The sequence below is a fragment of the Fusobacterium ulcerans ATCC 49185 genome (genome assembly GCF_900683735.1).
GTDB classification, from domain to species: domain Bacteria; phylum Fusobacteriota; class Fusobacteriia; order Fusobacteriales; family Fusobacteriaceae; genus Fusobacterium_A; species Fusobacterium_A ulcerans_A.
The window spans coordinates 2090909-2112237 of the sequence record NZ_LR215979.1 but is presented as its reverse complement, the minus strand read 5'-3'; the positions used below and the strand labels follow the sequence as shown (position 1 = coordinate 2112237).

The following is a 21329-nucleotide window of genomic DNA, read 5'->3' as shown; positions in this document are numbered from 1 at the left end:
AATGGTAGAGTTTTTTATAGCAAAGAAACATATATTTGAGAGAAAAAGACAGAGTCTTATTTCAACTTTGGGAATAGCAATAGGGATAATAGTTTTAATAGTTTCTATTGGAATAGCAAATGGATTAGATAAAAATATGATAAACAGTATTCTTTCTATGACAAGTCATGTACTGGTAGAGAATGGAGATAAATTATCAGATTATAATGAATTAAAAGAAAAAATAGAAAAAATTCCTGGTGTAAAGGGAGCTGTTCCCAGTATAGAAACACAGGGTATCTTTAAATATAATGGAATATATGGGGGATACATATCTGGAGTAAAAATAGAAGGCTTTGATTTAGAAAGTGCCAAAAAAGCTATGGACCTAGATAAAAAAATTGTAGAAGGAAGTATATCTCCTGATAAAATAGATGGTGTTCTTATAGGAAAAGAACTCTTTAGAAATATTGGAGCTTCTCTTGGAGATGAAGTGACTATTATTTCATCAGAAAATAAAGAGATAAAATTTAAGATAGAAGGAGTATTCCAAAGTGGATACTATGATTATGATATAAATATGATACTCCTTCCTCTAAAGGCTGCTCAATATCTTGTGTATAGTGGTGATACAGTAAATAAGATTGATGTAACATTAAATGATCCATACAAAGCTCCTGAAATAGCTGATAAAATAATGTCTGAAACAAAAATATTTTCAAGAACATGGGGAGATCTTAACAGAAATCTTCTTTCAGCTCTTTCATTGGAAAAAACTGTTATGATAATGGTATTTTCTTTAATAGTAATAATAGCAGGGTTTGTAGTGTGGGTAACATTGAATATGCTTGTAAGGGAAAAAATAAAAGATATAGGAATAATGAGATCAATGGGATTTTCAAGAAAAAGTATAATGAAGATTTTTCTTATTCAAGGAATGCTTTTGGGAATTGCAGGAATAATAATTGGAACAATTGTTGCTCTTTGCTTCCTATGGTACATTAAGAATTATACCCTTGCATTTATAACTTCTATCTATTATCTCACTAAGATACCTGTTGAAATATCTTTTAAAGAGATAGGAATAATAATTGGAGCAAATATTGGAATAATCTTTGTATCAAGTGTATTCCCAGCATATAGAGCTGCCAAAATGGAAACTGTGGAGGCATTAAGACATGAGTAGAGAGATATTGAGATTAGAAAATATAGAAAAATATTACAGTGGGAATATAGATAAGCTCCATATTATAAGAAATCTGAGTTTAACTGTAGAAGAAGGAGAATTTATTTCAATACTGGGAAGATCAGGTTCTGGAAAATCTACTCTGCTGAATATAATTGGACTGTTGGATAAAATAGATAAGGGAAAAATATATATTGGCGGTCAGGAAGTGGAAAAGCTTTCTGATGAAAAGAAAGATATTTTAAAAAATGGAATGCTAGGTTTTGTATTTCAATTTCATTATCTTCTCCCAGAATTTACTGCTTTGGAAAATGTAATGCTTCCTGCTCTGGTGAATGATTTCAAAAATAGAAAAGAAGTAGAAGAGAGAGCAATGGAAATATTAGATGCTGTTGGACTGAAAGACAGAGTAAAACATAAACCTTCACAATTATCAGGTGGAGAAAAGCAAAGAGTCGCAATAGCCAGAGCTTTGATTAACTCACCTAAAATACTTTTGGCAGATGAACCTACAGGAAATCTTGATGAGGAAACAAGCGAAACTATTTTTGATATACTAAGAGATATTAATAAAAATAGAAAGCAGACTATAATAGTGGTTACCCACTCAAAAGATTTGGCAAAGATTTCGGACAAAAAACTTTATCTTAAAAAAGGTATTCTGCATTTAACAGATGATTAGAAAAAAATTTCAAATTTTTTATATAAAAAAAGAGGAAATCTGAAAAAACAGCAGTATAATATTATACAAAGCAAAGAGAACTTGCGGACTTAAAAGGAAGTGGTATTATGAAAATGTCTATCCATGGAAAACAATTAGTTGTAACTGATGCAATCAAAAAGTATGCGGAAACTAAACTAGGGAGGGTTGAAAAGTATCACGATAGTATCATAGAATTAGATGTTAGCTTATCAGCAGTGAGAACTAAAACTGGAAGCAGCCATACAGCTGAAGTATTGGCATATCTGAGTGGAAGTACTTTAAAAGCTTCTTGTACAGATACTGATCTATATGCAGCTATTGACCAAGTTTCTGATATTATAGAGGCACAGCTTAAAAAGCATAAAGAAAAAAGAGCAATAAACTATGGACAGGTTCCAGGAGTTAAAAAAATAAAATATGATCCTGAAACTAATACAGTTGAAAAAGAAGCAGCAGTAAATGTAGTTAAAGTTTATCTTCCTCCAAAACCAATGGATATAGAAGAAGCTATACTTCAACTTGAATTATTAAACAGAGCATTTTATCCATTTACTAACTGTGAAACTGGAGAAATGAATATAGTCTATAAGAGAAAAGATGGAGATTATGCTCATGTAGAACCAGCAACTAAAAAATAGTTAAATAATTGTTATTATTACCCCTTTCAGAGATGAAGGGGGTTTTTAAATTTTTAGAAAAAATACTTGAATTTTTACATTAATAGGTATATACTACCAGTAGTTGTGCAGAAGTGGCGGAATGGTAGACGCGCTGTCTTCAGACGGCAGTGGGGGTGCCCCCGTGAGAGTTCAAATCTCTTCTTCTGCACCATTTATTTTAATAATCTGCAGTGTCTTTTGACATTGCTTTTTTATTTTTTGAATTTTAAAAAATATTTTATCATTTTTAGAGAAAAATAAAAATAAATGTGCAAAACTTGGAAATATTTAGTATAATAGTATCATTAAATAAAATGTTGAAGAGGTGATGTCTGAGATGAATGGAGATATAAAAGAAAGAATTAAAAACGCTAAAAGGATAGTAATTAAAGTTGGAACATCTACATTGACTTATGCCAATGGAAATCTTAATTTGAGTCTTTTAAATAAACTTGCTTGGGGGCTTAGTGACTTGAGAAACCAAGGAAGAGAAGTAGTTCTTGTAACATCAGGAGCTATAGGAGTGGGGTCTAAAAAACTTAATTTTAAAACAAGACCTAAAGAAACTAGAGAAAAACAGGCAGCAGCAGCAGTAGGGCAAGCTGAACTTATGCATATATATCAAAATTTTTTTGGTGAGTACAGTCAGAAGACAGCTCAAATACTTTTGACAAAAGATGATTTTAAAGAGGGAGAAAGAAAAACTAATACTAACAATACATTTGAAACATTACTGGAATATGGAGTTATCCCTATTGTCAATGCAAATGATACTATCTCTACTTTTGAAATAGAATTCAGTGATAATGACAGACTTTCTGCAAGTGTAGCTTCTTTGCTGAAAGCTGATCTTCTAATTATACTCACTGATATAGATGCACTGTATGATTCTAATCCTAAAACTAATCCCAATGCTCAAAGAATTGCATATGTAGAGAAAGTAACTGATGAGATAATGGAAATGGGTGGAGAAAAGGGAAGTGAATTCAGTGTTGGAGGTATGGAAACAAAACTTTTGGCAGCAAGAGAATGTTGTGATGGTGGTGTAGTAATGGCTATACTAGATGGTTCTAACCCTCTCCTTATAGAAAAATTAATATCAGGGGAAGATGTAGGAACAGTTTTTGACTGTATGGCTTAGGAGGAAATATTATGGAAATATCAAAAATAGGAGAAGCTGCTAAGAAAGCTTCTGTAAAAACAGCTCAGCTTTCTACTGGAGTAAAAAATGATATACTTCAAAAATCAGCAGATGCTTTAATAAGAAATAAGGAAAGAATAATTGAAATAAATAAGGAAGATGTAAAAAATGCCCTTGCAAATGGTGTGAAGCAGTCCTTTATAGACAGACTTACTTTGACAGAGAAAAGGATTGAAGACATGGCAGCAGGATTGAGGGAAATAGCTATGCTTAATGACCCTGTTGGAGAATATGTATATGGTAAAACGCTTCCTAATGGACTTATCATTCAGCAAAAAAGAGTTCCCCTAGGAGTGGTGGCTATAATATTTGAATCACGTCCTAATGTAGCAGCTGATGCCTTTGGACTTTGCCTAAAAAGTGGAAATGCAGTTATTCTAAGAGGTGGAAAAGAAGCAATAAAAACAAATGTAGCTATTGTAAGTGTATTTAAAGAAGTATTGAGAGAGGCTGGACTTTCAGAAGATACTGTACAGGTACTTGAAGATACAAGCCATGAAAAAGCTGCTGAACTTATGAAAGCTAACGAATACATAGATGTCCTTATTCCTAGAGGAAGTGCTAGATTAATAAATACTGTTATTAACAACAGTACTATTCCATGTATACAGACAGGAATAGGAAATTGTCACATATATGTTGATAAAACTGGAGATTTGAAAAAAGCTGTAGATATAATAATCAATGCTAAAACTCAAAGACCTGGAGTATGTAATGCAGTAGAAACTATACTTGTACATGAAGATATAGCAGCTGAATTACTTCCTATAATGGGAAAAGAGCTGTTAGAGAGAAATGTAGAGATAAGAGGAGATGAAACTGTAAATAAATATATTACTAAATCTAAAAAAGCAACTGAAGAAGATTGGGCTACAGAATATGAAGACTATATTCTTGCAGTAAAAACTGTAAAAGATTTAGATGAGGTAATAGAACACATTGGAAAGTATGGGACTAAACACTCTGAATCAATAATAACAGAGGACTATTCAAATGCACAAAGATTCTTAAATGAAATAGATGCAGCAGCTGTATATGTAAATGCTTCTACAAGATTTACAGATGGAGGACAGTTTGGTTTTGGAGCTGAGATAGGTATCAGTACTCAAAAGCTTCATGCAAGAGGACCTATGGGGTTGAAAGAATTGACTACCACTAAGTATGTAATATTTGGTAATGGACAAGTCAGAAAATAGAATAAGATAAATAAGATAAGGAACCTTAAATGATTAGGGTTCCTTTTTTTATGCCTAAAAATAAATTTAAAGTGTATATAAAAATAAGAAATGATATATTTCTAAAAAAATAAAAAATTTTAAAAGAGAAAATATATAGTCTTTTTTTGATGAAAGACAATAAGAGAATAAATCTCATATAAATCAAGATATTTTAATTAATGTAATTAAGTTAAATAAAAGAAAAGAATAAAGAATATATGAAAAAGTAGCTATGTGAATTAAAAACTATTATATAAAGAAAAAATAAAAATAAGAAAGAAAAAGATAAGAAAAGAGAAATATAAAAAAACAAATAAAGTATGATGAAATATATAAAAAACAGATAATTGAAATATAAAAAAAGAAAAAAATTATATCAGAGGGGAAAAGTAAAAAAGTTCTAAAATAGAGAGGTAAAAAATGACTCCTTAAAAAATAAGGGTTCAAGTGATGTGAAAGTTCGCCTTATTACAATAAAGCGCCCTGTAGAAATCTCTTCAAGAAAATTTCTTTTGAAACTTTTTAGAATTATAGAATAGTATAGTGAAATAATACTACTAAAATAGAATATTGTCAATACCAAAAAAAGTCATAAGTTGATATTTTTAAGAAATGTTAAAACGACTTTGCTGAGTTTTGGATGTGTAAAAGTTCTCATTATTGTAATAATGCGAACTTTTTTCAATTTTATGAAAGTAGTAATTTTTACAAAACTTTAAAATTGATATTTAATTTTGAAAGCTGGAAAAAATATGAGAGTTAAGTTTTGGAAAAGAGTGAAAAAAAAGAGGTAGAAGTCAGACAATATAAGTTGAAATCTATCTATTTCAAATAATACTATTAATTGTATATTTAAAATTAAAAATATTACAAAATATATAAAATTAAGAAAATAAAAAAGAGAAATATATAAAATGAAAAAATATAAAAAAAGAAACATCTTAAAATAAAAGTCAAGGAGCAAGGGGAAAGTGAAAAGACAGAGTTCAAAGATTTTAATGATAGTATTACAATTCATATTCTATTTTTTAATAAATAAAATATTTAAAGTTCCAGATAGAATTATGTACAACACTTTCTTTATCTATCTTGTATTAAACCTTACTAAGAACATGTATTCCTTTAAAACTATACTAATATGGGAAGAATTGAAAAAACAACTATTTGTACATACTGAATATCTCATAATAATGCTGATAAATGATGCAGCATTCTGGGGAAGCAAGTATATACCAGTTCATCTGATAGTGGGAATAACATTTACCTTCTTTAACTTAATCATAATAAAAATCATAAGAAATATATTTAGAAAATCATTGGAAAAAAGACTTCTCATCATAGGAATTGGAAATACAGCCAGAGAACTGACTCATGTAATAAAAGAAAATAATTTTACAATGTACAACTTACTGGGATATATATCAGCTAATTCTTTAGAGGGAGTTAATCAAGGTATAAAAGTAGAAGAAGAAAAGATACTGGGGAACTGCTGTGATATTGAAAGAGTAATAGAAGAAAATAAAATAAATGAAGTAATAATAGCTCTCCCACTAGCAGATAATAAACAGATGTCAGAGATAATAAATAGATTGGATGGAAAAGTAAATAAGATAAAATTTACACCAGAGTTAAATGGAACATATACTTTTAACGCAACTATAGAAGACTATGATGGAATAATGCTTGTATCTTCATACAATGGAATGAATAGAAGAACAAATAGATTTCTAAAGAGAAGTTTTGATATAGTGACAGGAATAGTAGGATGCTTAGTCTTTTCTATGCTTTACCTTATATATGCCCCAAGGATAAAAAAGGATGGAGGAAAAGCAATGTTTCTTCATACCAGAATAGGACAATATTTAAAAACTTTTAAGATGTATAAGTTTAGGACTATGTATGCTGATGCAGAAAAAAGATTGGAAGAGATGTTATCTAAGGATGAAAAACTAAAAGAGGAATTCTATAAGAATTTTAAATTGAAAGATGATCCAAGAATAACAGAGGTGGGAAAATTTTTAAGAAAGACATCATTAGATGAATTTCCACAATTTATAAATGTAATAAAAGGAGAAATGTCATTTGTAGGTCCAAGACCTGTAGTGCAAAAAGAAGTAGGTATGTACTATGGTGAAGAAAACAGCAAAAAGATATTTATGGTAAAACCAGGAATAACAGGAATGTGGCAGGCAAATGGAAGGTCAGATGTTGAGAACTATGATGAAAGAATAGCATTGGATCTTTACTATATAAGAAACTGGTCATTGTGGCTGGACATAATAATAACAGTGAAAACAATAAAGAATGTTATTGGAAAAAGGGGGGCATATTGATATGGAACCTTTAGTAAGTATAATTACTCCAGTATATAATGCAGAAGAATTTTTAGAAGAAACCATATTATCAGTTTTGAATCAAACATATGAAAATTGGGAATTAATATTAATAGATGATTGTTCAAAAGATGATAGTTATAAAATTATAGAAAGATATTTAGGAATAGATAAAAGAATAAAATATCTAAAAAATAAGAGAAATAGTGGTCCAGCTGTTACAAGAAATAATGGAATAAATATTTCTAAAGGAAAATATATAGCTTTTTTAGATAGTGATGACCTTTGGTATAAAGATAAGTTAAAAAATCAAATTAATTTCATGGTGGAAGAAGGATTAAAAATCAGCCATGGAAATTATTACTTTTGTAACTTAGAAGGGAAAATTTTAAAAAAAGTAACTGTAGATAAAGAAATTGATTATAAAAAATTATTATTAGGAAATCAATTTAAAACAATGACTATGATTATAGAAAAAAAAATTCTGAATAAAAAATTGTTTCCTAATATAAAACATGAAGATTATGCTTTTTTTCTTAATATTTTAAAACAAGGAAATATTTCTGTTAAAAATGAATATTATGACTCTATTTGTAGAATAGGAAAAGTAAGTATATCTTCAAATAAATTAAAAAGTGCAATATGGACATGGAAGATATATAGAGAATATGAAAAATTAAACTTAGTAAAAAGTTGTTATTATTTTATTAATTATACTTTGAGAGGAATAAGAAAATATAAATAAAAGGTGATTAACTAGTGTTAAAGTCAATATTAATTATAACTTATGGTAGAGAAAAAGAATTGTATGAAACGTTAAGAGATATTTATCCATATGAAAAAGATGATTTAGAAGTTTTATTATTGGATAATAATGAAACTAATTATAGAAAAGAAAAAATAATTAAAATTTTTGAAAAAAGTAAAGTAAAACTAAGATATTTCCATGATGGAATGAATTATGGAGTAGCTTTAGGAAGAAATTATGTTATAGAAAAAGCAAAGGGAGAAATATTAGTAACTTTAGATGATGATATTGAAATTAAAGATATAAATTCTTTAATTTATAAGATTGAAAATTATTTTAAAGAATTACCAGAAGTAGGATGCTTAGCTTTTAATATAAAAAATTTTTATACTAGAAAGCCTTTAAGGCATGAAATTCCTCATGGAAATAAAAATTTGGATTTTTCAAAAAATTTGGAAACTTATTACTTCATTGGAGCTGGACATGCTATAAGAAAAAAAGTATATGAAGAATGTGGAAAATATCCTAATAATTTAGGAAAATATGGTGGAGAAGAAGAAGATCTTTCTTACAGAATAGTAGAAAAGTACAAAATACAGTACTGTAGTGATTTGGAAATATTTCATAAAGTTTCTCAGAATGGAAGAATAACTAGAAAAGAAGAAGATTATCTTAGATATAGGAACAAAATTATAGTAAGAAGCAGATATTTACTTCCACAATATCAAATATCAAATTACATAATTTGGAGTCTTTATTATTTATTGAAAAAAAATGGAAAATTAAAGGAAGTAGTAGATACAGGAAAACAATTGAATAGTATAACAAAAATAGAAAATTCTAGAAAAAAATACTTGAATAAAAAATTAAAAAAATTAAAAGCAAGAATTTTATACTGAAAAATGGAGAAGAAATGATTATATATTTAATTGTGTTGAGTAGTCTTTTATTAGGAGTATTTAGTGAGCACTTTGTAAAAATAAAAATTTTAAATAAAATTATATTTCAATTTAATATTATAGTATTATTTTTAATTGCAGCATTAAGATATAAGATAGCATCTGATTATTCTCTTTTTGAAAAAGTTTATAATCAGATAAAAAAATTAGAAAAATTTCAAGAATTAAATCAAATCAAAATAGAAAGAGGATACTTATATTTAAATTATGTTTTTACAAAAAGTAATTTGGATTATAAAGTGTTCATATTTTTATTACATGCTATTTTATTTATTTTTTTATATAAAGTTTTAAAAAAACAAAGCAACAAAAATTTAGGGCTATTTATGTACTATTGCTTATATTATTTAATTAATAATTTTAATAATTTAAGACAAGGAATTTCAGAAATTCTTTTTTTATATAGTTTGAAATTTGTTATTGAAGATAGGTATAAAAAGTATTTTATATTTAATTTATTAGGCTTAACTTTTCATCGAATTAGTTTTTTAGCCTTATGTGGATATTTATTTATTAGAAAAAAGCAAAAAATATTAAATTATTTACTATTAATTTTAATTAGTATTCTTTTTTCTTTATTTTTTATTGATGCAAAAGTAATTAGCTTTCTTAATGAAAATTTTAATAATTTTGAATTTGTAAGAAGAGTACATTATTATTATTTTATAAAATCAAAAGGAAAGTTTGGAGGAAACTCAATAATTGGCTATATATATAGATTAGTACTTTTTATGCAGGCTCTTTTTTTATTAAAAAATAGTAAAAAAAAATATGATATTATTGTAGCAAATTTAATTATTTATTCTGTAAGTATCTATTTTTTACTTTCTAATGTTGGAGTATTAGCAGGAAGAATATCTAAATTTTATCAGTGTGCTTCAATTTTATTAGGCATAAGATTAGTTACCAGTATAAAAAGCTATAAAAAAAAATTAGTTATAATTATTTTTATAGTTTTTTACAATGTTGCTTTTTTTATAAAAGAGTTAAATGATGTACATCCCATAACAAAAGAATACTATTATCATCCTTATAGAAATATATTTATAAAAGGAGAAGAGAAAAAATGGGAGCAACTTTATTAATAATAAAATTAATTATAATTATTTTTATAGCATTTAGAAAAGAATTATACTATAACTACATCTGAGAGTATATTATAAAAGGAGAATATAAAAAATGAAAACAGTAGCTTTTTTAGAAAATCAATATTCTTTGTTAATATTTTTATTAATTAATATAAAGAATAAAAAAGATATAAAAATATATAGAGAAACAGATATAGATAAAAGCAGTAAACTAAAAATATGGTTATTTATATTAAAAATTATTTTTAAATACAATACTGTTTATGGACAAGATCATACAGCTATTGGAAATAAGTTGTTATTAGCTAAAAATTTTATTTTGTTAGAAGATGGACTAATGAATTATAAAGAAAAAAAAGATTCAAAATTAAAGTATTATATAAAAAGAATATTTTTAAAAAAAGCTATATTAGGACAGGCATCAAATGTAAAAAAGATATATTTGACAGGATTAGCTCCTATTCCAGAAGAAATAGCTCATAAAGTAGAGATAATAAATTTAAAAGAGTTATGGAATAAAAAAACATTAGAAGAACAAAATGAAATATTAGATATTTTTTCATTTGATTTAAATATTAAAGAAAAGATAAAGAGAAGAAATATGATTTTATTTACTCAGCCCCTATCAGAAGATGGGATAATAACTGAAAAAGAGAAAATAGAGTTATATTCGAAAATTATAAGAAAATATGATAATGAAAAACTAGTAATTAAGAAACATCCAAGAGAGAAAACTGATTACAAAGAAATATTTAACAATATATTGGTTATAGAAGAAAGTTTTCCAGCAGAAATATTCGATTTTTTGGACATAAAATTTGAAAAAATAATAACTATTTTTTCTACTGCAGCATTAAATTTATCACAGGATATAAATATTGATTTTTATGGAACAGAAGTAGAAGATAAATTATTAAGATATTTTGGCAGCTTTGAAAATGTAATGAAAAGAAATAGTTATTTATAAAAGTTGAGGAAATAAATGAAACTTATAAAGAACAAAATAATAAAGAATATATATTGGCTGGTAATAGATAAAATAGTAATTTTAATATTACAATTTTTTATTGGAGTAAAAATAGCAAACCATTATGGAAAAATAAATTATGGGGAATACAGCTATGCTGTATCAATTGTGGCTTTTGCTCCAATTATTCTAGAAATATTAAATGTTAGAATTATAAAAAAATTTTTTTATAAATATAATTTTAATTTGATAGTTTCTATAGTATCTACTTTTAAAAATATTATTTCTATAATAATTTTAATCTTTATAATAATTTTTAAATTTGTTATAGGAATTGAAGAGAATTTGTTTTTGATGCTTGTATTTTTAAGTATAGACAATATTTTTATTACATCTACTATAGGTATTGAAAACTATTTTGAATACAAATTAAACTCTAAGTATATAGTTCTTACTAATAATGTTATAAAAATATTCTCTTATTTACTACAATATTTAGGTATTATTTTAGGCTTTAAAATAATAATGATCCCAATAATAAGATGTATTGGAAGCTTAATAAGAGGTATTTTACTTAGATATAATTATAGAAAAGTCTATAAAACTAATGAAAAAATCCTTTTTAGTTATAAAATACTTAAAAAAATTATAAAAGAAAGTTATTATTTATGGTTATCTTTTATATCTTATATTATTTCAACAAATATGGATAAAGTAATGATTGGAAATATGTTAGGAGTTGGAGAAGTAGGAGTATATTCTATTGGAGTTCAGCTTATAGGAATATTAACAATAATTATAAGTTCATTTCAATCAACAATTTTTAGTGAATTATTAGAATTATATAATGAAAAAGATATAAAAAAATATGAAAAGAAATATATTTTTTATACTAAAATTCTCACAAATATATATTTTGTAGGAATAATAATATCTATAATTGTATTGAAAAAGTTATTTGAGCATATATTTTCTATTGAATATATTAAAGCTATTAATATTTATATAATACTTTCAATAGGGATATTAGTTAAAGCAAATGTATTTCTAAGAAGCAGTCACATAGTTTTAGCGAATAGAAGCAAAGTTCTTTTAAAAAGTGAACTTATTGCTATGATGAGTAATTTAATGTTAAATTATTTTCTTATAAAAAGGTATGGAATTTATGGAGCAGCAACAGCAACAACAATAACTCAGTTTATATCATTATGGATTATAGATTTATTTTCAATAGATGGTAGAAAACTATTAAAAAAACATTTATCTGGATTTTGGATATTTGATATAAAAAAATATATAAGATAATTTGGAGGAGATTATGAAAAAGATAGCAATTATTCCCTTAAGAGCAGGATCAAAAGGAATTCCAGGAAAGAATAAAAAAAATTATAAGGAAAAACAAAATTTATGGCTGTTAGATTTGGTAATGTTTTAGGAAGTAATGGGAGTATTATTCCAAATTTGGGGAAACAACTAATCCACAGTACCTAATAACAGTATATTATAAAAGTAAAAAAATATTTAATAAATAATTTATAAACACATTATACAAGGGGGGAACTTAAAATGAAATATTGTAAAAAATGTTTAATGCCAGATACAAGACCAGGAATAAAATTTAGTGTTGAAGGAATTTGTTCAGCATGTCAAAGTTATGAAAAAAGAAAAAATATAGATTGGAGCGCACGTTGGAAAGAATTGGAAAAATTAGATCCAATTTATATAAGTTATTTTGTTCCATAGAATAGAATAATGAATTATAATATAGCTAAAAAATATGGATTTAGAGATTTAAGTCAGGAATGGAATAGAAGTCATCATGTTGAAAGTTTCAATCAAATTAATTCATATGGTTATTTATTTAATGGATGGATGAAGTGTCCTAAATTTGGGCATGCACATGCATCAGATCATGCATCAAGGTTTGCAAGAGAAGGAATTTAGAATAGAGAATATACTATTAATAAAGTGAAAGAAACAGAAAATAATCCTGATATAAAAATGATAGAAGATTTTATAAAGTTTGTGGAATATTTGCCCAAAGAGTTTTCTGATATTTTGGACAAATGGTACAATAGAGAAATATTCTTTAAAAATAAATTTGAAGAATGGGAACTTAAAAACCTAATATGGAAATAATAAAAAATAGGTTTCTAGAGTAATTTTAAATAGTTATTAAAGAGGGAATAGATGAAAAAAAAATTAATATTAATAGGAGCTGGAGGATTTGCAAAGTCAGTAATAGACTCAATAGATGAAAAAAAATATAATATTGAAGGATTTGTAGATAATATTAAAAGCGGTTCACATCTTGGATATAAAATACTTGCAAATGACCTCAAAGAATTGGAGAATTCAGAACAATATTGCTACTTTATAGCAATAGGTGATAATAAAAAGAGAACTTATTGGTATAAAGAAGTAGCTAAAAGAAATTTGGAAATAATAAATGTAATAGATAAAACTGCTGTTCTTTCAGAAAATATAACTTTTGGAAGAGGTATTTTTATTGGAAAATTAGCAATAATAAATAGTGATGCCAGAATAGGTGAAAATGTAATAATAAATACAAAAGCTTTAGTGGAACATGGAAATAGAATAGGAAATAATGTTAATATTTCTACAGGAACTATTTTAAATGGAGATGTAAAAATAAGAGATAATTGTTTTATAGGAAGTTCTGCTGTAGTGAATGGACAAATAACTATAGGAGAAAATAGTATAGTTGGTTCAGGAACAGTAGTTATAAATAATATAGATAAAGATGTAATAGTAGCTGGAATACCTGGAAAAGTAATTAGGAGATTGAATAATGAATAGAGTGTTTATAGTGGCAGAAATTGGTTGTAATCATAATGGTAATTTTGAACTAGCAAAAAAAATGGTGAAGATAGCAAAAGAGTGTGGAGTAGATGCAGTAAAGTTTCAAACATTTAAAGCAGATAAATTAATATCTAAATATGCTCCAAAAGCAGAATATCAAAAAAAAGTAACTTCTAAAGATGAGAGTCAGTTAGAAATGACAAAAAAATTAGAACTTCCCAATGATGAACTTATAAAATTATTTAGTTATGCAGCATCATTAGGACTAATAACATTTTCAACTCCATTTGATTTTGAGTCTATAGAATTTTTAGCAGAACAAAAACAAAAGATATGGAAAATACCATCTGGAGAAATTACTAATCTTCCTTATCTAGAAAAGATAGCAAAATTAGATATCTCTGAAAAAGAAATAGTAATTTCAACAGGAATGGCAACAATAGGAGAAATAGAAAAAGCATTAGAAATATTAGAAAAAAATGGAATGGAAAAAGATAAAATAACAATATTACATTGTAATACTGAATATCCAACTCCTTTTGAAGATGTAAACCTTAATTCTATCTCATATTTAAAAGATAGATTTAAAGAATGTAAAATTGGATTTTCAGATCATTCAGAAGGGTATTTTCCTGGAATTGCTTCAGTGATATATGGAATCACTTTTATAGAAAAACATTTTACATTGGATAAAAATCTTGAAGGACCTGATCATAAAGCTTCAGTAACTCCAGATGAATTAAGAGAATTGTGCAGAGGAATAAGGATTATTGAAAGATCATTAGGAATATTTGATAAAAAAGTAACAAGTTCAGAGAAAAAAAATAAAATAGTTGCAAGAAAATCAATTGTAGCTAATAAAGCTATAAAAAAAGGTGAAAAATTTACAATTGAAAATCTTACAACTAAAAGACCAGGAAATGGTATAAGTCCTATGTGTTGGTATGATATTTTAGGAAAAACTGCAGAAAAGAACTTTAAAGAAGATGAATTGATAATAGATTCAAGATTTAAAATACAAGAGGTATAAAATGAAAAAAATAGCAATTATTCCTGCTCGTTCAGGATCAAAAGGATTACCTAATAAAAATATACTTATGTTAATGGATAAACCTATTTTAGCTTATACAATAGAAGCTGCAATAAAATCTGAAAGTTTTGAAAAAGTTATTGTTAGCACAGACTCTTTAGAATATAAAGAAATTGCTGAAAAATATGGAGCTGAAGTAATTGTCAGAAATGAGGAATTATCAAATGATAATGCAACTTCATATATGGTGATAAAAGATATATTGGATAAAAATCTTGAACTAGAATATGACTATTTTGCACTTTTGCAACCTACTTCTCCTTTTAGAAATTCGGAGCACATAAAAGAAAGTATAATAAAATTTGAGAAAAATATAGATAATTTTGATTTCTTAGTATCTGTAGCAGAATCATCAAAAGCTTCTATATTGATTAAGGAAATAGATCAAGATGAAAGTTTAAAAAATTATAATATTGACTTTTCAAATTATAAAAGGCAGAAATTTAAAGAATATTATCCTAATGGAGCTATTTTTATAGGTAAAAAAGAAGAATATCTTTTAAAAAAAGATTTTTTTGGTAAAAAGTCAATAGCATATTTTATGAATAAGGAAGATTCAATAGATATTGATGATAGATTAGATTTTGAACTGGCTATTTTAATAATGAATACAAAGAACAAAAGAGAACAGCTTATTAAAAATATAAAAGCAAGAATAGAAGAGAAGAAAAATTTATTTAAAGAAAAAAAAGAAATAACTTTAATTGGACATTCCTTATTTGATAATTGGAACATAAGGAAATTTAAAGAGTATGAAGTAAATAATTTAGGAATAAGAGGTATAAATACAAAGCAATATCAAGATTTTGTATTAAAAGAAAATTTAATAACAAAGTTAGGAAATTATATTTTTTTAATGGCAGGAACAAATGATATTGTTATTGAAAATTGGAAAAAAGAAGATACATTATTATGGATAAAAGATACAATTTCATTTTTTAAAAAAATAAATAATAATGTAAAAATATTTTTTTTAGAAGTACCTAGAGTAATTTCAAGATTGGATAGAAGTAATGAGACTATTTTAAATCTAAATGAGTTTTTATATGAAAATTTAAAAGAAAAAGTAAATTATATAAAATTAAATGAATTACAAGATAAATTTGGAAATCTAAATATTGATTATACAAATGATGGATTACATTTTAATGAAAAAGGTTATGAAAAATTATATGAAATTTTAGTAAAGGAAATAAAAATATGAAAAAAGTGCTATATGTAACTGGATCAAGAGCAGAATATGGAATAATGAAAAGATTGTTGCTAAGGCTAAATAAAGATAAAGATATAGAATTAACAATAGTTGCTACTGCTATGCATGCTGATAAAAAATATGGAGAAACTTACAAAGTAATTGAGGAAGATGGATTAAAAGTAGATAAACTAATAGATATAGAATTGGATAACTCCAATAATAAAAAAGTTATTTATTCAATGGCTATTTGTCTGCAAGAATTTGGAAAATACTTATTTGAAAAATCTTTTGATGCAGTTATACTACTTGGAGATAGATATGAAATATTATCAGTAGCTATTGCAGCCGCTATGCACAATATTCCAATTATTCATTTACATGGTGGAGAAATAACTTTAGGAAACTATGATGAATTTATTAGGCACTCTATAACTAAAATGAGTAAGCTTCATTTAGTTTCAACAGAAGAGTATAAAAGAAGAGTTATACAACTAGGAGAAAACCCAAAATCTGTCCATAATATAGGAGCATTAGGTGCTGAAAATAGTTTTAAATTAAAATTATTAGATAAAAAAGAATTAATAAAAAGATTAAATATTACTGAAAAAGAATATTTTTTAATTGTTTTTCACCCTGAAACTGTTACAGGGAATGATATTGAAAAGCAAGCAAGAAACTTATTGGAAGCTTTAGATTTATTTAAAAAAGAATATGATTTTATATTTATAGGATCAAATTCAGATACAGGTTCAGAAACTATATATAGATTGTTTTATGATTATACATTAGAAAATAATTTTGACTTTTTAACTTCAGTAAAACCAGAAGAATATTTATCTTTAATAAAATATTCAAAAGGGTTGATAGGAAATTCTTCTTCAGGATTAATAGAAGTTCCATCATTTGGCATTCCTACATTAAATATTGGGGATAGACAAAAAGGAAGAGTGAGAGGAAAATCAGTAATAGATATATCAACAGATAAAGAAGAAATAAAAAATGGAATTGTTAAAATGTTAAATAAAGAATTTAAAAGCAAGATAAAGTTAGAAAAAAATCCATATTTTCAAGAAAATAGTTTAGAAAAGGCACATCAAATAATAAAGAATTTTCTATTTTCAGTTAAAATCAAAGAAATCAAAGAATTTTTTGATATAAACATAGAAGATTTGAAGGAGTAAAAAAATGTTTGAAAAAATAAAGAAACTATTTTCTAAAAACGAAATAAAAAAATTATTTGGAATAACTGCTTTTTCAATAGTAATTTCATTAAGTGAGGTAATAGGATTATCAATAATAATTCCATTTATGGCAATGGTAACTAAACAGACTATAATATTTGAGAATAGATATTTTTAATTATATATTAATATCTTTTTCAAGAAACTCTTATTATCAATTTACATGTAAATTGATGGAGAATTATTTAAAATATTCTTATCAAAATTTTATAAAAAAGAATTCTAATGATCTTATGAAAAATATTACAACAGAAGCTAATTTATTAGTTATATTAATTCAAAATTTTTTAATGATGTTAAGTGAAATATGTGTAGTATTTTTTATATATCTAGTAATGCTGTATGTTGATTTAAAAATAACATTATTTGTTACTGTATTTATGGGGATAAATATACTTCTTATAAAATATTTAATATTAAATAAAACAAAAAAATGGGGAACAGAAAGAAGCAAAGCTATGGAAGAATATTATCAAGGAATTCTTTTTTATAGAAAATCCCTTGATATCATAGTTGATGAATTAGAAAGTGAAGTTGAAAATATTGAAAATAATCCTATAGAGTTTAATAAAAAAATAGAATTAAAAGATATATGTTTTGAATTTGAAAAAGGAAAGGAAGTTCTAAAAAATATAAATCTAAATATAGTTAAAGGGGAAAAGATAGCATTTGTAGGAGAATCAGGATCAGGAAAAACAACTCTTGTAGACTTGATCACAGGATTGTATAAGCCTAAAAATGGAAATGTATATTTAGATGATATTAAATTGGAAGATAAAAATATTGGATATTGGAGGCAAAGTATAGGATATATACCACAGGAAGTATATCTTTTTGATGGAACAATAGCAGATAATGTTGTATTTAACAGAGAATATAATGAAGAAAGATTAATAGAATCATTAAAAAAAGCAAGAATATGGGAATTTTTAAAGAAAAAAGAGGGAATAAAAACAATAGTAGGAGATAGAGGAATAATGCTATCGGGAGGACAAAAGCAGAGAATAGCAATAGCTAGAGCTCCTTATGATAATCCTAAAATATTAGTATTAGATGAAGCTACTTCAGCATTAGATAATGAAACTGAAGAAGAAATAATGAAAGAAATATATGATGTATCTAAAGATAGAACACTAATTATAGTAGCTCATAGACTTACAACACTAAAAGATTGTGACAGAATATTTGTTATAAGTAATGGTGGAATAGAAAGAATAGTAAAATCAGTAGAGGAATTATAGAAAGGAAATAAAATGACAGAAAAAGAGTTTTTAACCTTATACAAGGAAAGAAGGAATCTAAAAAGCATAAGAGAAGCAAAAGAAAGATTAGATTCTTTCTGGAAATCTCTTTTTGATGTTTTAGATGTAGAAGACAAAGTAATAATAAAAGATTGGGGAATATTTGAAAAGAAAGAAGTAAAACCAAGAAAAATACTTAATTTAGCTACTAGGGAAATGATGATAACAGAAGAAAAGAAAGTTATTAAATTTAAACCTAGAATGAAAATGATAGATAAAGTAAATGAGCTCAATACTCTAATAGAGGAGGAATATGAACACTAGAGAATTTGTATCATATTATAGAAAATTGAGAAAAGAAAAAGATGAAACAACAGAATATGAAGAAGCAAGAGAAGAAATAGAAGAAATATTTAATCTAATAGCAGAAGTAACAGCTATGGATGAGGAAGTAAAATTTAAAAATAAAGGAACATTTTCGCTTTTAAAAAGAAAAAAAAGAAGAATAGGAAGTCCAACATCAAATGAAGTGAGAGAAATAATCCCTAAAAAAACAATAAAATTTGTACAGTCAAAAGTATTAATAATAGAATAAATAAAACTAAATACTAAATAGCCAACCAAAAACCAAAGTCTCTCAACTAAAAATAACCGAGAGGCTTTTTTCTTTAACATAGTGTATGAGCAGAAAATCAAGTGTAAAATATAGAAAAATATGATATAATTAATTCATTGAAATAAAGTAGAGGAGATGGCAAATTGGGAAGAATTATTTACTTCACTGGAGGCTCTCGAAGTGGAAAAAGCAGACATGCAGAGCAGTATATAATTGATAAAAATTATAAAGACAGAATATATCTGGCAACTGCAATCATATTTGATGATGAAATGAGAGCCCGTGTAGCTAAGCATAGAGAGCAGCGAGGGGAGAACTGGACTACTGTAGAGGGATACAAAAATACAGTGGAACTTGTAAAACCTCACATGAAGCAGGGGGGAGTTATCCTGCTGGATTGTCTGACAAATATGGTAACCAACCTCATGATAATGGAGAAAGAATATGACTGGGATCATATACCTGATGAAGAACTTACATCAATAGAAAACAACATAAAAAAAGAAGTAGAAGAACTTCTGGAATATATAAAATCATCAGATCAGGATATTGTTATAGTTTCCAATGAGATAGGAATGGGAATAGTTCCTGCTTATGCATTAGGGAGACATTTTAGAGATATATGCGGAAGAATGAATCAGATAGCAGCAGCAAAGGCTGATGAAGCATACTTTGTAGTTTCTGGAATAAAAATGAAATTAAAATAGTTTTAGGAGGATATTTAATGAAAGGAATATTGTTACTTTTTAGATTTATGACTAGACTTCCTATTGGATTAGATCCAAAATTTGATTCTGATGAATTAGGAAAGAGCATGAAATTTTTTCCAGTAATTGGAATGATAATAGGTCTTATACTTTTTGGAGCATTCTGGCTGCTGTATACTGTAGTATATTCACCAATGGTCATGGCAGTACTGCTTGTAACTATAGAGGTAATACTTACAGGAGGACTTCATCTTGATGGTCTGGCAGATACATTTGATGGGATATTCAGCTATAGAAGCAAACAAAAAATGCTTGATATAATGAAAGATTCAAGATTAGGTACTAATGGAGGACTTGTCCTTATACTATATTTCATGCTAAAAGTAGTTCTTCTTGTAGAGATATCAGAATTTGCAGGACTTAATATGGGAATACTACTTCTAATAGTTCCAGTGATAGCAAGATTAAACAGTGTGGTAAATTGTGCATCAGCACCATATGCTAGATCTACTGGAATGGGAAAAACTTTCGTAGATCATACTGATGCTGGAGGAGTAGCTATTGCTACAGTATTAACAGCAGCTTTTGTAGGAGGGGCAGCTTACTTATTTGGACTTCCTTATACAATTTTGATTGTTATACCAATAATAATGCTTCTTGGATTCTTCTATGCAAAATTGATGACTAGAAAAATTGGTGGAATCACAGGAGATACTTTAGGGGCAGTAGTTGAGCTTTCAGAAATAATAGCTATGTTTGTTATATACATATTAGCAGCTGTATAGGTGGTCTAAATGGGGAAATTGATAATTGTCAGACATGGTCAGACTCAAATGAATGTTGAAGGAATATTCTTTGGAAAACTTAATCCAGGGCTGAATGAAATGGGAAGAGTACAGTGTAAAAAAGCTGAAGATATATTGAAGAAACATGGTTATGACGCAGTTTATTCAAGTGATCTCTTGAGAGCCGCAGAAACAGCAGAGCTGGTAAATTATTTAAAGCTTCCTATTAAATTTGATAAAAGGCTTCAGGAAATAGATTTTGGAATATTTGAAGGATTGAGCTATACAGAGATAAAGGAAAAGTATCCAGCAGAGTGTGAAAAGAGTAAAAATGAATGGAAAACTTTTGATTTTGTTACTGGAGAAAGTCTTGAAAAGCTCCAAAGCAGAGCTATAGAATTTATAGAAAGTCTGGATAAAACAAAAAATAATTTAGTGGTAACTCACTGGGGTGTTATTAACTGTATATTAAGTTGGTATTTTTCAGATAAACTAGAAAGTTACTGGAAATATAGTGTAGAAAATGGAGGAATCTGTATAATAGAGTTTGCAGATGGTTTCCCAATACTAAAAGGACTAAACATAGGGTGA

The 21329-nt window shown here is 26.4% G+C and carries 25 protein-coding genes, 1 tRNA gene and 1 pseudogene; all 27 read left to right on the top strand.

What is annotated here, in order from left to right:
* The first annotated feature begins 1 nt into the window (after position 1).
* The 27 genes and pseudogenes from E0E45_RS09500 to E0E45_RS09385 all read left to right on the top strand — a co-directional run bounded on the left by E0E45_RS09500 (position 2) and on the right by E0E45_RS09385 (position 21329).
* Entirely contained in the window at positions 2 to 1165 is a 1164-nt protein-coding gene (locus E0E45_RS09500; RefSeq protein ID WP_130890938.1) for an ABC transporter permease, read from the top strand.
* The gene (locus E0E45_RS09495; RefSeq protein WP_130890937.1) at positions 1158 to 1847 is read left to right on the top strand and encodes an ABC transporter ATP-binding protein; all 690 of its coding nucleotides are present in this window, start codon (positions 1158 to 1160) and stop codon (positions 1845 to 1847) included. The genes E0E45_RS09500 and E0E45_RS09495 overlap by 8 nt, the downstream gene beginning before the upstream one ends.
* Positions 1848 to 1954: 107 nt before the next feature.
* Positions 1955 to 2506: a ribosome hibernation-promoting factor, HPF/YfiA family gene (gene hpf / locus E0E45_RS09490; RefSeq protein WP_096402131.1), complete on the top strand. Its 552-nt coding sequence runs from the start codon at positions 1955 to 1957 to the stop codon at positions 2504 to 2506.
* A gap of 107 nt (positions 2507 to 2613) precedes the next feature.
* Positions 2614 to 2699 (top strand) — tRNA-Leu (locus E0E45_RS09485).
* 165 nt (positions 2700 to 2864) lie between these two features.
* Positions 2865 to 3668 (top strand): glutamate 5-kinase, encoded by an 804-nt coding sequence (proB, locus tag E0E45_RS09480; protein WP_232044090.1) that lies wholly within the window; start codon positions 2865 to 2867, stop codon positions 3666 to 3668.
* 11 nt (positions 3669 to 3679) lie between these two features.
* The gene (locus E0E45_RS09475; RefSeq protein WP_130890935.1) at positions 3680 to 4924 is read left to right on the top strand and encodes a glutamate-5-semialdehyde dehydrogenase; all 1245 of its coding nucleotides are present in this window, start codon (positions 3680 to 3682) and stop codon (positions 4922 to 4924) included.
* A gap of 992 nt (positions 4925 to 5916) precedes the next feature.
* Complete coding sequence (locus tag E0E45_RS09470) at positions 5917 to 7278, top strand: sugar transferase (RefSeq protein WP_130890934.1); 1362 nt, start codon at positions 5917 to 5919, stop codon at positions 7276 to 7278.
* Position 7279: 1 nt separating this feature from the next.
* Positions 7280 to 8023, top strand: a complete 744-nt coding sequence (locus E0E45_RS09465; RefSeq protein WP_130890933.1) for a glycosyltransferase family 2 protein — start codon at positions 7280 to 7282, stop codon at positions 8021 to 8023.
* A 14-nt stretch (positions 8024 to 8037) separates the two neighbouring features.
* Positions 8038 to 8925 carry a glycosyltransferase family 2 protein gene (locus E0E45_RS09460; RefSeq protein ID WP_130890932.1) on the top strand — a complete coding sequence of 296 codons (888 nt, stop codon included), beginning with the start codon at positions 8038 to 8040 and terminating at the stop codon, positions 8923 to 8925.
* Between the two features lie 14 nt (positions 8926 to 8939).
* The gene (locus tag E0E45_RS09455) at positions 8940 to 10070 is read left to right on the top strand and encodes an EpsG family protein (RefSeq protein ID WP_130890931.1); all 1131 of its coding nucleotides are present in this window, start codon (positions 8940 to 8942) and stop codon (positions 10068 to 10070) included.
* A gap of 94 nt (positions 10071 to 10164) precedes the next feature.
* A complete protein-coding gene (locus E0E45_RS09450; RefSeq protein ID WP_130890930.1) occupies positions 10165 to 11040 on the top strand; it encodes a glycosyltransferase family 52 in 876 nt (291 codons plus the stop codon).
* 15 nt (positions 11041 to 11055) lie between these two features.
* Positions 11056 to 12345, top strand: coding sequence for an oligosaccharide flippase family protein (locus E0E45_RS09445; RefSeq protein WP_130890929.1), 1290 nt, complete (start codon positions 11056 to 11058; stop codon positions 12343 to 12345).
* 93 nt (positions 12346 to 12438) lie between these two features.
* Positions 12439 to 12510, top strand: a pseudogene (locus E0E45_RS18095) (polysaccharide biosynthesis protein); the annotation flags it as partial.
* A 96-nt stretch (positions 12511 to 12606) separates the two neighbouring features.
* Positions 12607 to 12783 (top strand): hypothetical protein, encoded by a 177-nt coding sequence (locus E0E45_RS17780; protein WP_197730054.1) that lies wholly within the window; start codon positions 12607 to 12609, stop codon positions 12781 to 12783.
* 9 nt (positions 12784 to 12792) lie between these two features.
* Positions 12793 to 12984: a hypothetical protein gene (locus tag E0E45_RS17775; protein WP_197730053.1), complete on the top strand. Its 192-nt coding sequence runs from the start codon at positions 12793 to 12795 to the stop codon at positions 12982 to 12984.
* A 24-nt stretch (positions 12985 to 13008) separates the two neighbouring features.
* Entirely contained in the window at positions 13009 to 13179 is a 171-nt protein-coding gene (locus E0E45_RS17770) for a hypothetical protein (protein ID WP_197730052.1), read from the top strand.
* Positions 13180 to 13230: 51 nt separating this feature from the next.
* Positions 13231 to 13860, top strand: a complete 630-nt coding sequence (locus E0E45_RS09430; protein WP_130890928.1) for an acetyltransferase — start codon at positions 13231 to 13233, stop codon at positions 13858 to 13860.
* A complete protein-coding gene (gene neuB, locus E0E45_RS09425) occupies positions 13853 to 14893 on the top strand; it encodes an N-acetylneuraminate synthase (protein ID WP_130890927.1) in 1041 nt (346 codons plus the stop codon). The genes E0E45_RS09430 and neuB overlap by 8 nt, the downstream gene beginning before the upstream one ends.
* A 1-nt stretch (position 14894) precedes the next feature.
* The gene (locus E0E45_RS09420; RefSeq protein WP_130890926.1) at positions 14895 to 16157 is read left to right on the top strand and encodes a cytidylyltransferase domain-containing protein; all 1263 of its coding nucleotides are present in this window, start codon (positions 14895 to 14897) and stop codon (positions 16155 to 16157) included.
* On the top strand, positions 16154 to 17329 hold the full coding sequence (gene neuC, locus E0E45_RS09415; protein ID WP_130890925.1) for a UDP-N-acetylglucosamine 2-epimerase: 1176 nt from the start codon (positions 16154 to 16156) through the stop codon (positions 17327 to 17329). Before E0E45_RS09420 ends, neuC begins: the two co-directional genes overlap by 4 nt.
* Before the next feature lie 4 nt (positions 17330 to 17333).
* The gene (locus E0E45_RS17865) at positions 17334 to 17507 is read left to right on the top strand and encodes a hypothetical protein (protein WP_232044089.1); all 174 of its coding nucleotides are present in this window, start codon (positions 17334 to 17336) and stop codon (positions 17505 to 17507) included.
* Between the two features lie 55 nt (positions 17508 to 17562).
* A complete protein-coding gene (locus E0E45_RS09410; RefSeq protein ID WP_232044088.1) occupies positions 17563 to 18630 on the top strand; it encodes an ABC transporter ATP-binding protein in 1068 nt (355 codons plus the stop codon).
* A 12-nt stretch (positions 18631 to 18642) separates the two neighbouring features.
* Positions 18643 to 18954 carry an HU family DNA-binding protein gene (locus E0E45_RS09405; protein WP_130890924.1) on the top strand — a complete coding sequence of 104 codons (312 nt, stop codon included), beginning with the start codon at positions 18643 to 18645 and terminating at the stop codon, positions 18952 to 18954.
* The gene (locus E0E45_RS09400; protein ID WP_130890923.1) at positions 18944 to 19225 is read left to right on the top strand and encodes an HU family DNA-binding protein; all 282 of its coding nucleotides are present in this window, start codon (positions 18944 to 18946) and stop codon (positions 19223 to 19225) included. Before E0E45_RS09405 ends, E0E45_RS09400 begins: the two co-directional genes overlap by 11 nt.
* A 164-nt stretch (positions 19226 to 19389) precedes the next feature.
* Positions 19390 to 19953, top strand: coding sequence for a bifunctional adenosylcobinamide kinase/adenosylcobinamide-phosphate guanylyltransferase (gene cobU, locus E0E45_RS09395; protein ID WP_130890922.1), 564 nt, complete (start codon positions 19390 to 19392; stop codon positions 19951 to 19953).
* 17 nt (positions 19954 to 19970) lie between these two features.
* Positions 19971 to 20738: an adenosylcobinamide-GDP ribazoletransferase gene (cobS, locus tag E0E45_RS09390; RefSeq protein ID WP_130890921.1), complete on the top strand. Its 768-nt coding sequence runs from the start codon at positions 19971 to 19973 to the stop codon at positions 20736 to 20738.
* A 9-nt stretch (positions 20739 to 20747) separates the two neighbouring features.
* Positions 20748 to 21329: a histidine phosphatase family protein gene (locus tag E0E45_RS09385; protein ID WP_130890920.1), complete on the top strand. Its 582-nt coding sequence runs from the start codon at positions 20748 to 20750 to the stop codon at positions 21327 to 21329.

Bases quoted from the DNA above. Each gene is read 5' to 3' on its own strand.
- E0E45_RS09385 (WP_130890920.1), top strand. From the start codon at position 20,748: ATGGGGAAATTGATAATTGTCAGACATGGTCAGACTCAAATGAATGTT.
- E0E45_RS09465 (WP_130890933.1), top strand. From the start codon at position 7,280: ATGGAACCTTTAGTAAGTATAATTACTCCAGTATATAATGCAGAAGAA.
- neuB (WP_130890927.1), top strand. From the start codon at position 13,853: ATGAATAGAGTGTTTATAGTGGCAGAAATTGGTTGTAATCATAATGGT.
- proB (WP_232044090.1), top strand. From the start codon at position 2,865: ATGAATGGAGATATAAAAGAAAGAATTAAAAACGCTAAAAGGATAGTA.
- E0E45_RS09405 (WP_130890924.1), top strand. From the start codon at position 18,643: ATGACAGAAAAAGAGTTTTTAACCTTATACAAGGAAAGAAGGAATCTA.
- E0E45_RS09450 (WP_130890930.1), top strand. From the start codon at position 10,165: ATGAAAACAGTAGCTTTTTTAGAAAATCAATATTCTTTGTTAATATTT.
- neuC (WP_130890925.1), top strand. From the start codon at position 16,154: ATGAAAAAAGTGCTATATGTAACTGGATCAAGAGCAGAATATGGAATA.
- E0E45_RS09445 (WP_130890929.1), top strand. From the start codon at position 11,056: ATGAAACTTATAAAGAACAAAATAATAAAGAATATATATTGGCTGGTA.
- E0E45_RS09420 (WP_130890926.1), top strand. From the start codon at position 14,895: ATGAAAAAAATAGCAATTATTCCTGCTCGTTCAGGATCAAAAGGATTA.
- hpf (WP_096402131.1), top strand. From the start codon at position 1,955: ATGAAAATGTCTATCCATGGAAAACAATTAGTTGTAACTGATGCAATC.
- E0E45_RS09475 (WP_130890935.1), top strand. From the start codon at position 3,680: ATGGAAATATCAAAAATAGGAGAAGCTGCTAAGAAAGCTTCTGTAAAA.
- E0E45_RS17775 (WP_197730053.1), top strand. From the start codon at position 12,793: ATGAATTATAATATAGCTAAAAAATATGGATTTAGAGATTTAAGTCAG.
- E0E45_RS09495 (WP_130890937.1), top strand. From the start codon at position 1,158: ATGAGTAGAGAGATATTGAGATTAGAAAATATAGAAAAATATTACAGT.
- E0E45_RS09500 (WP_130890938.1), top strand. From the start codon at position 2: ATGGTAGAGTTTTTTATAGCAAAGAAACATATATTTGAGAGAAAAAGA.
- E0E45_RS09410 (WP_232044088.1), top strand. From the start codon at position 17,563: ATGGAGAATTATTTAAAATATTCTTATCAAAATTTTATAAAAAAGAAT.
- E0E45_RS09430 (WP_130890928.1), top strand. From the start codon at position 13,231: ATGAAAAAAAAATTAATATTAATAGGAGCTGGAGGATTTGCAAAGTCA.
- E0E45_RS17865 (WP_232044089.1), top strand. From the start codon at position 17,334: ATGTTTGAAAAAATAAAGAAACTATTTTCTAAAAACGAAATAAAAAAA.
- cobS (WP_130890921.1), top strand. From the start codon at position 19,971: ATGAAAGGAATATTGTTACTTTTTAGATTTATGACTAGACTTCCTATT.
- E0E45_RS17780 (WP_197730054.1), top strand. From the start codon at position 12,607: ATGAAATATTGTAAAAAATGTTTAATGCCAGATACAAGACCAGGAATA.
- E0E45_RS09400 (WP_130890923.1), top strand. From the start codon at position 18,944: ATGAACACTAGAGAATTTGTATCATATTATAGAAAATTGAGAAAAGAA.
- E0E45_RS09455 (WP_130890931.1), top strand. From the start codon at position 8,940: ATGATTATATATTTAATTGTGTTGAGTAGTCTTTTATTAGGAGTATTT.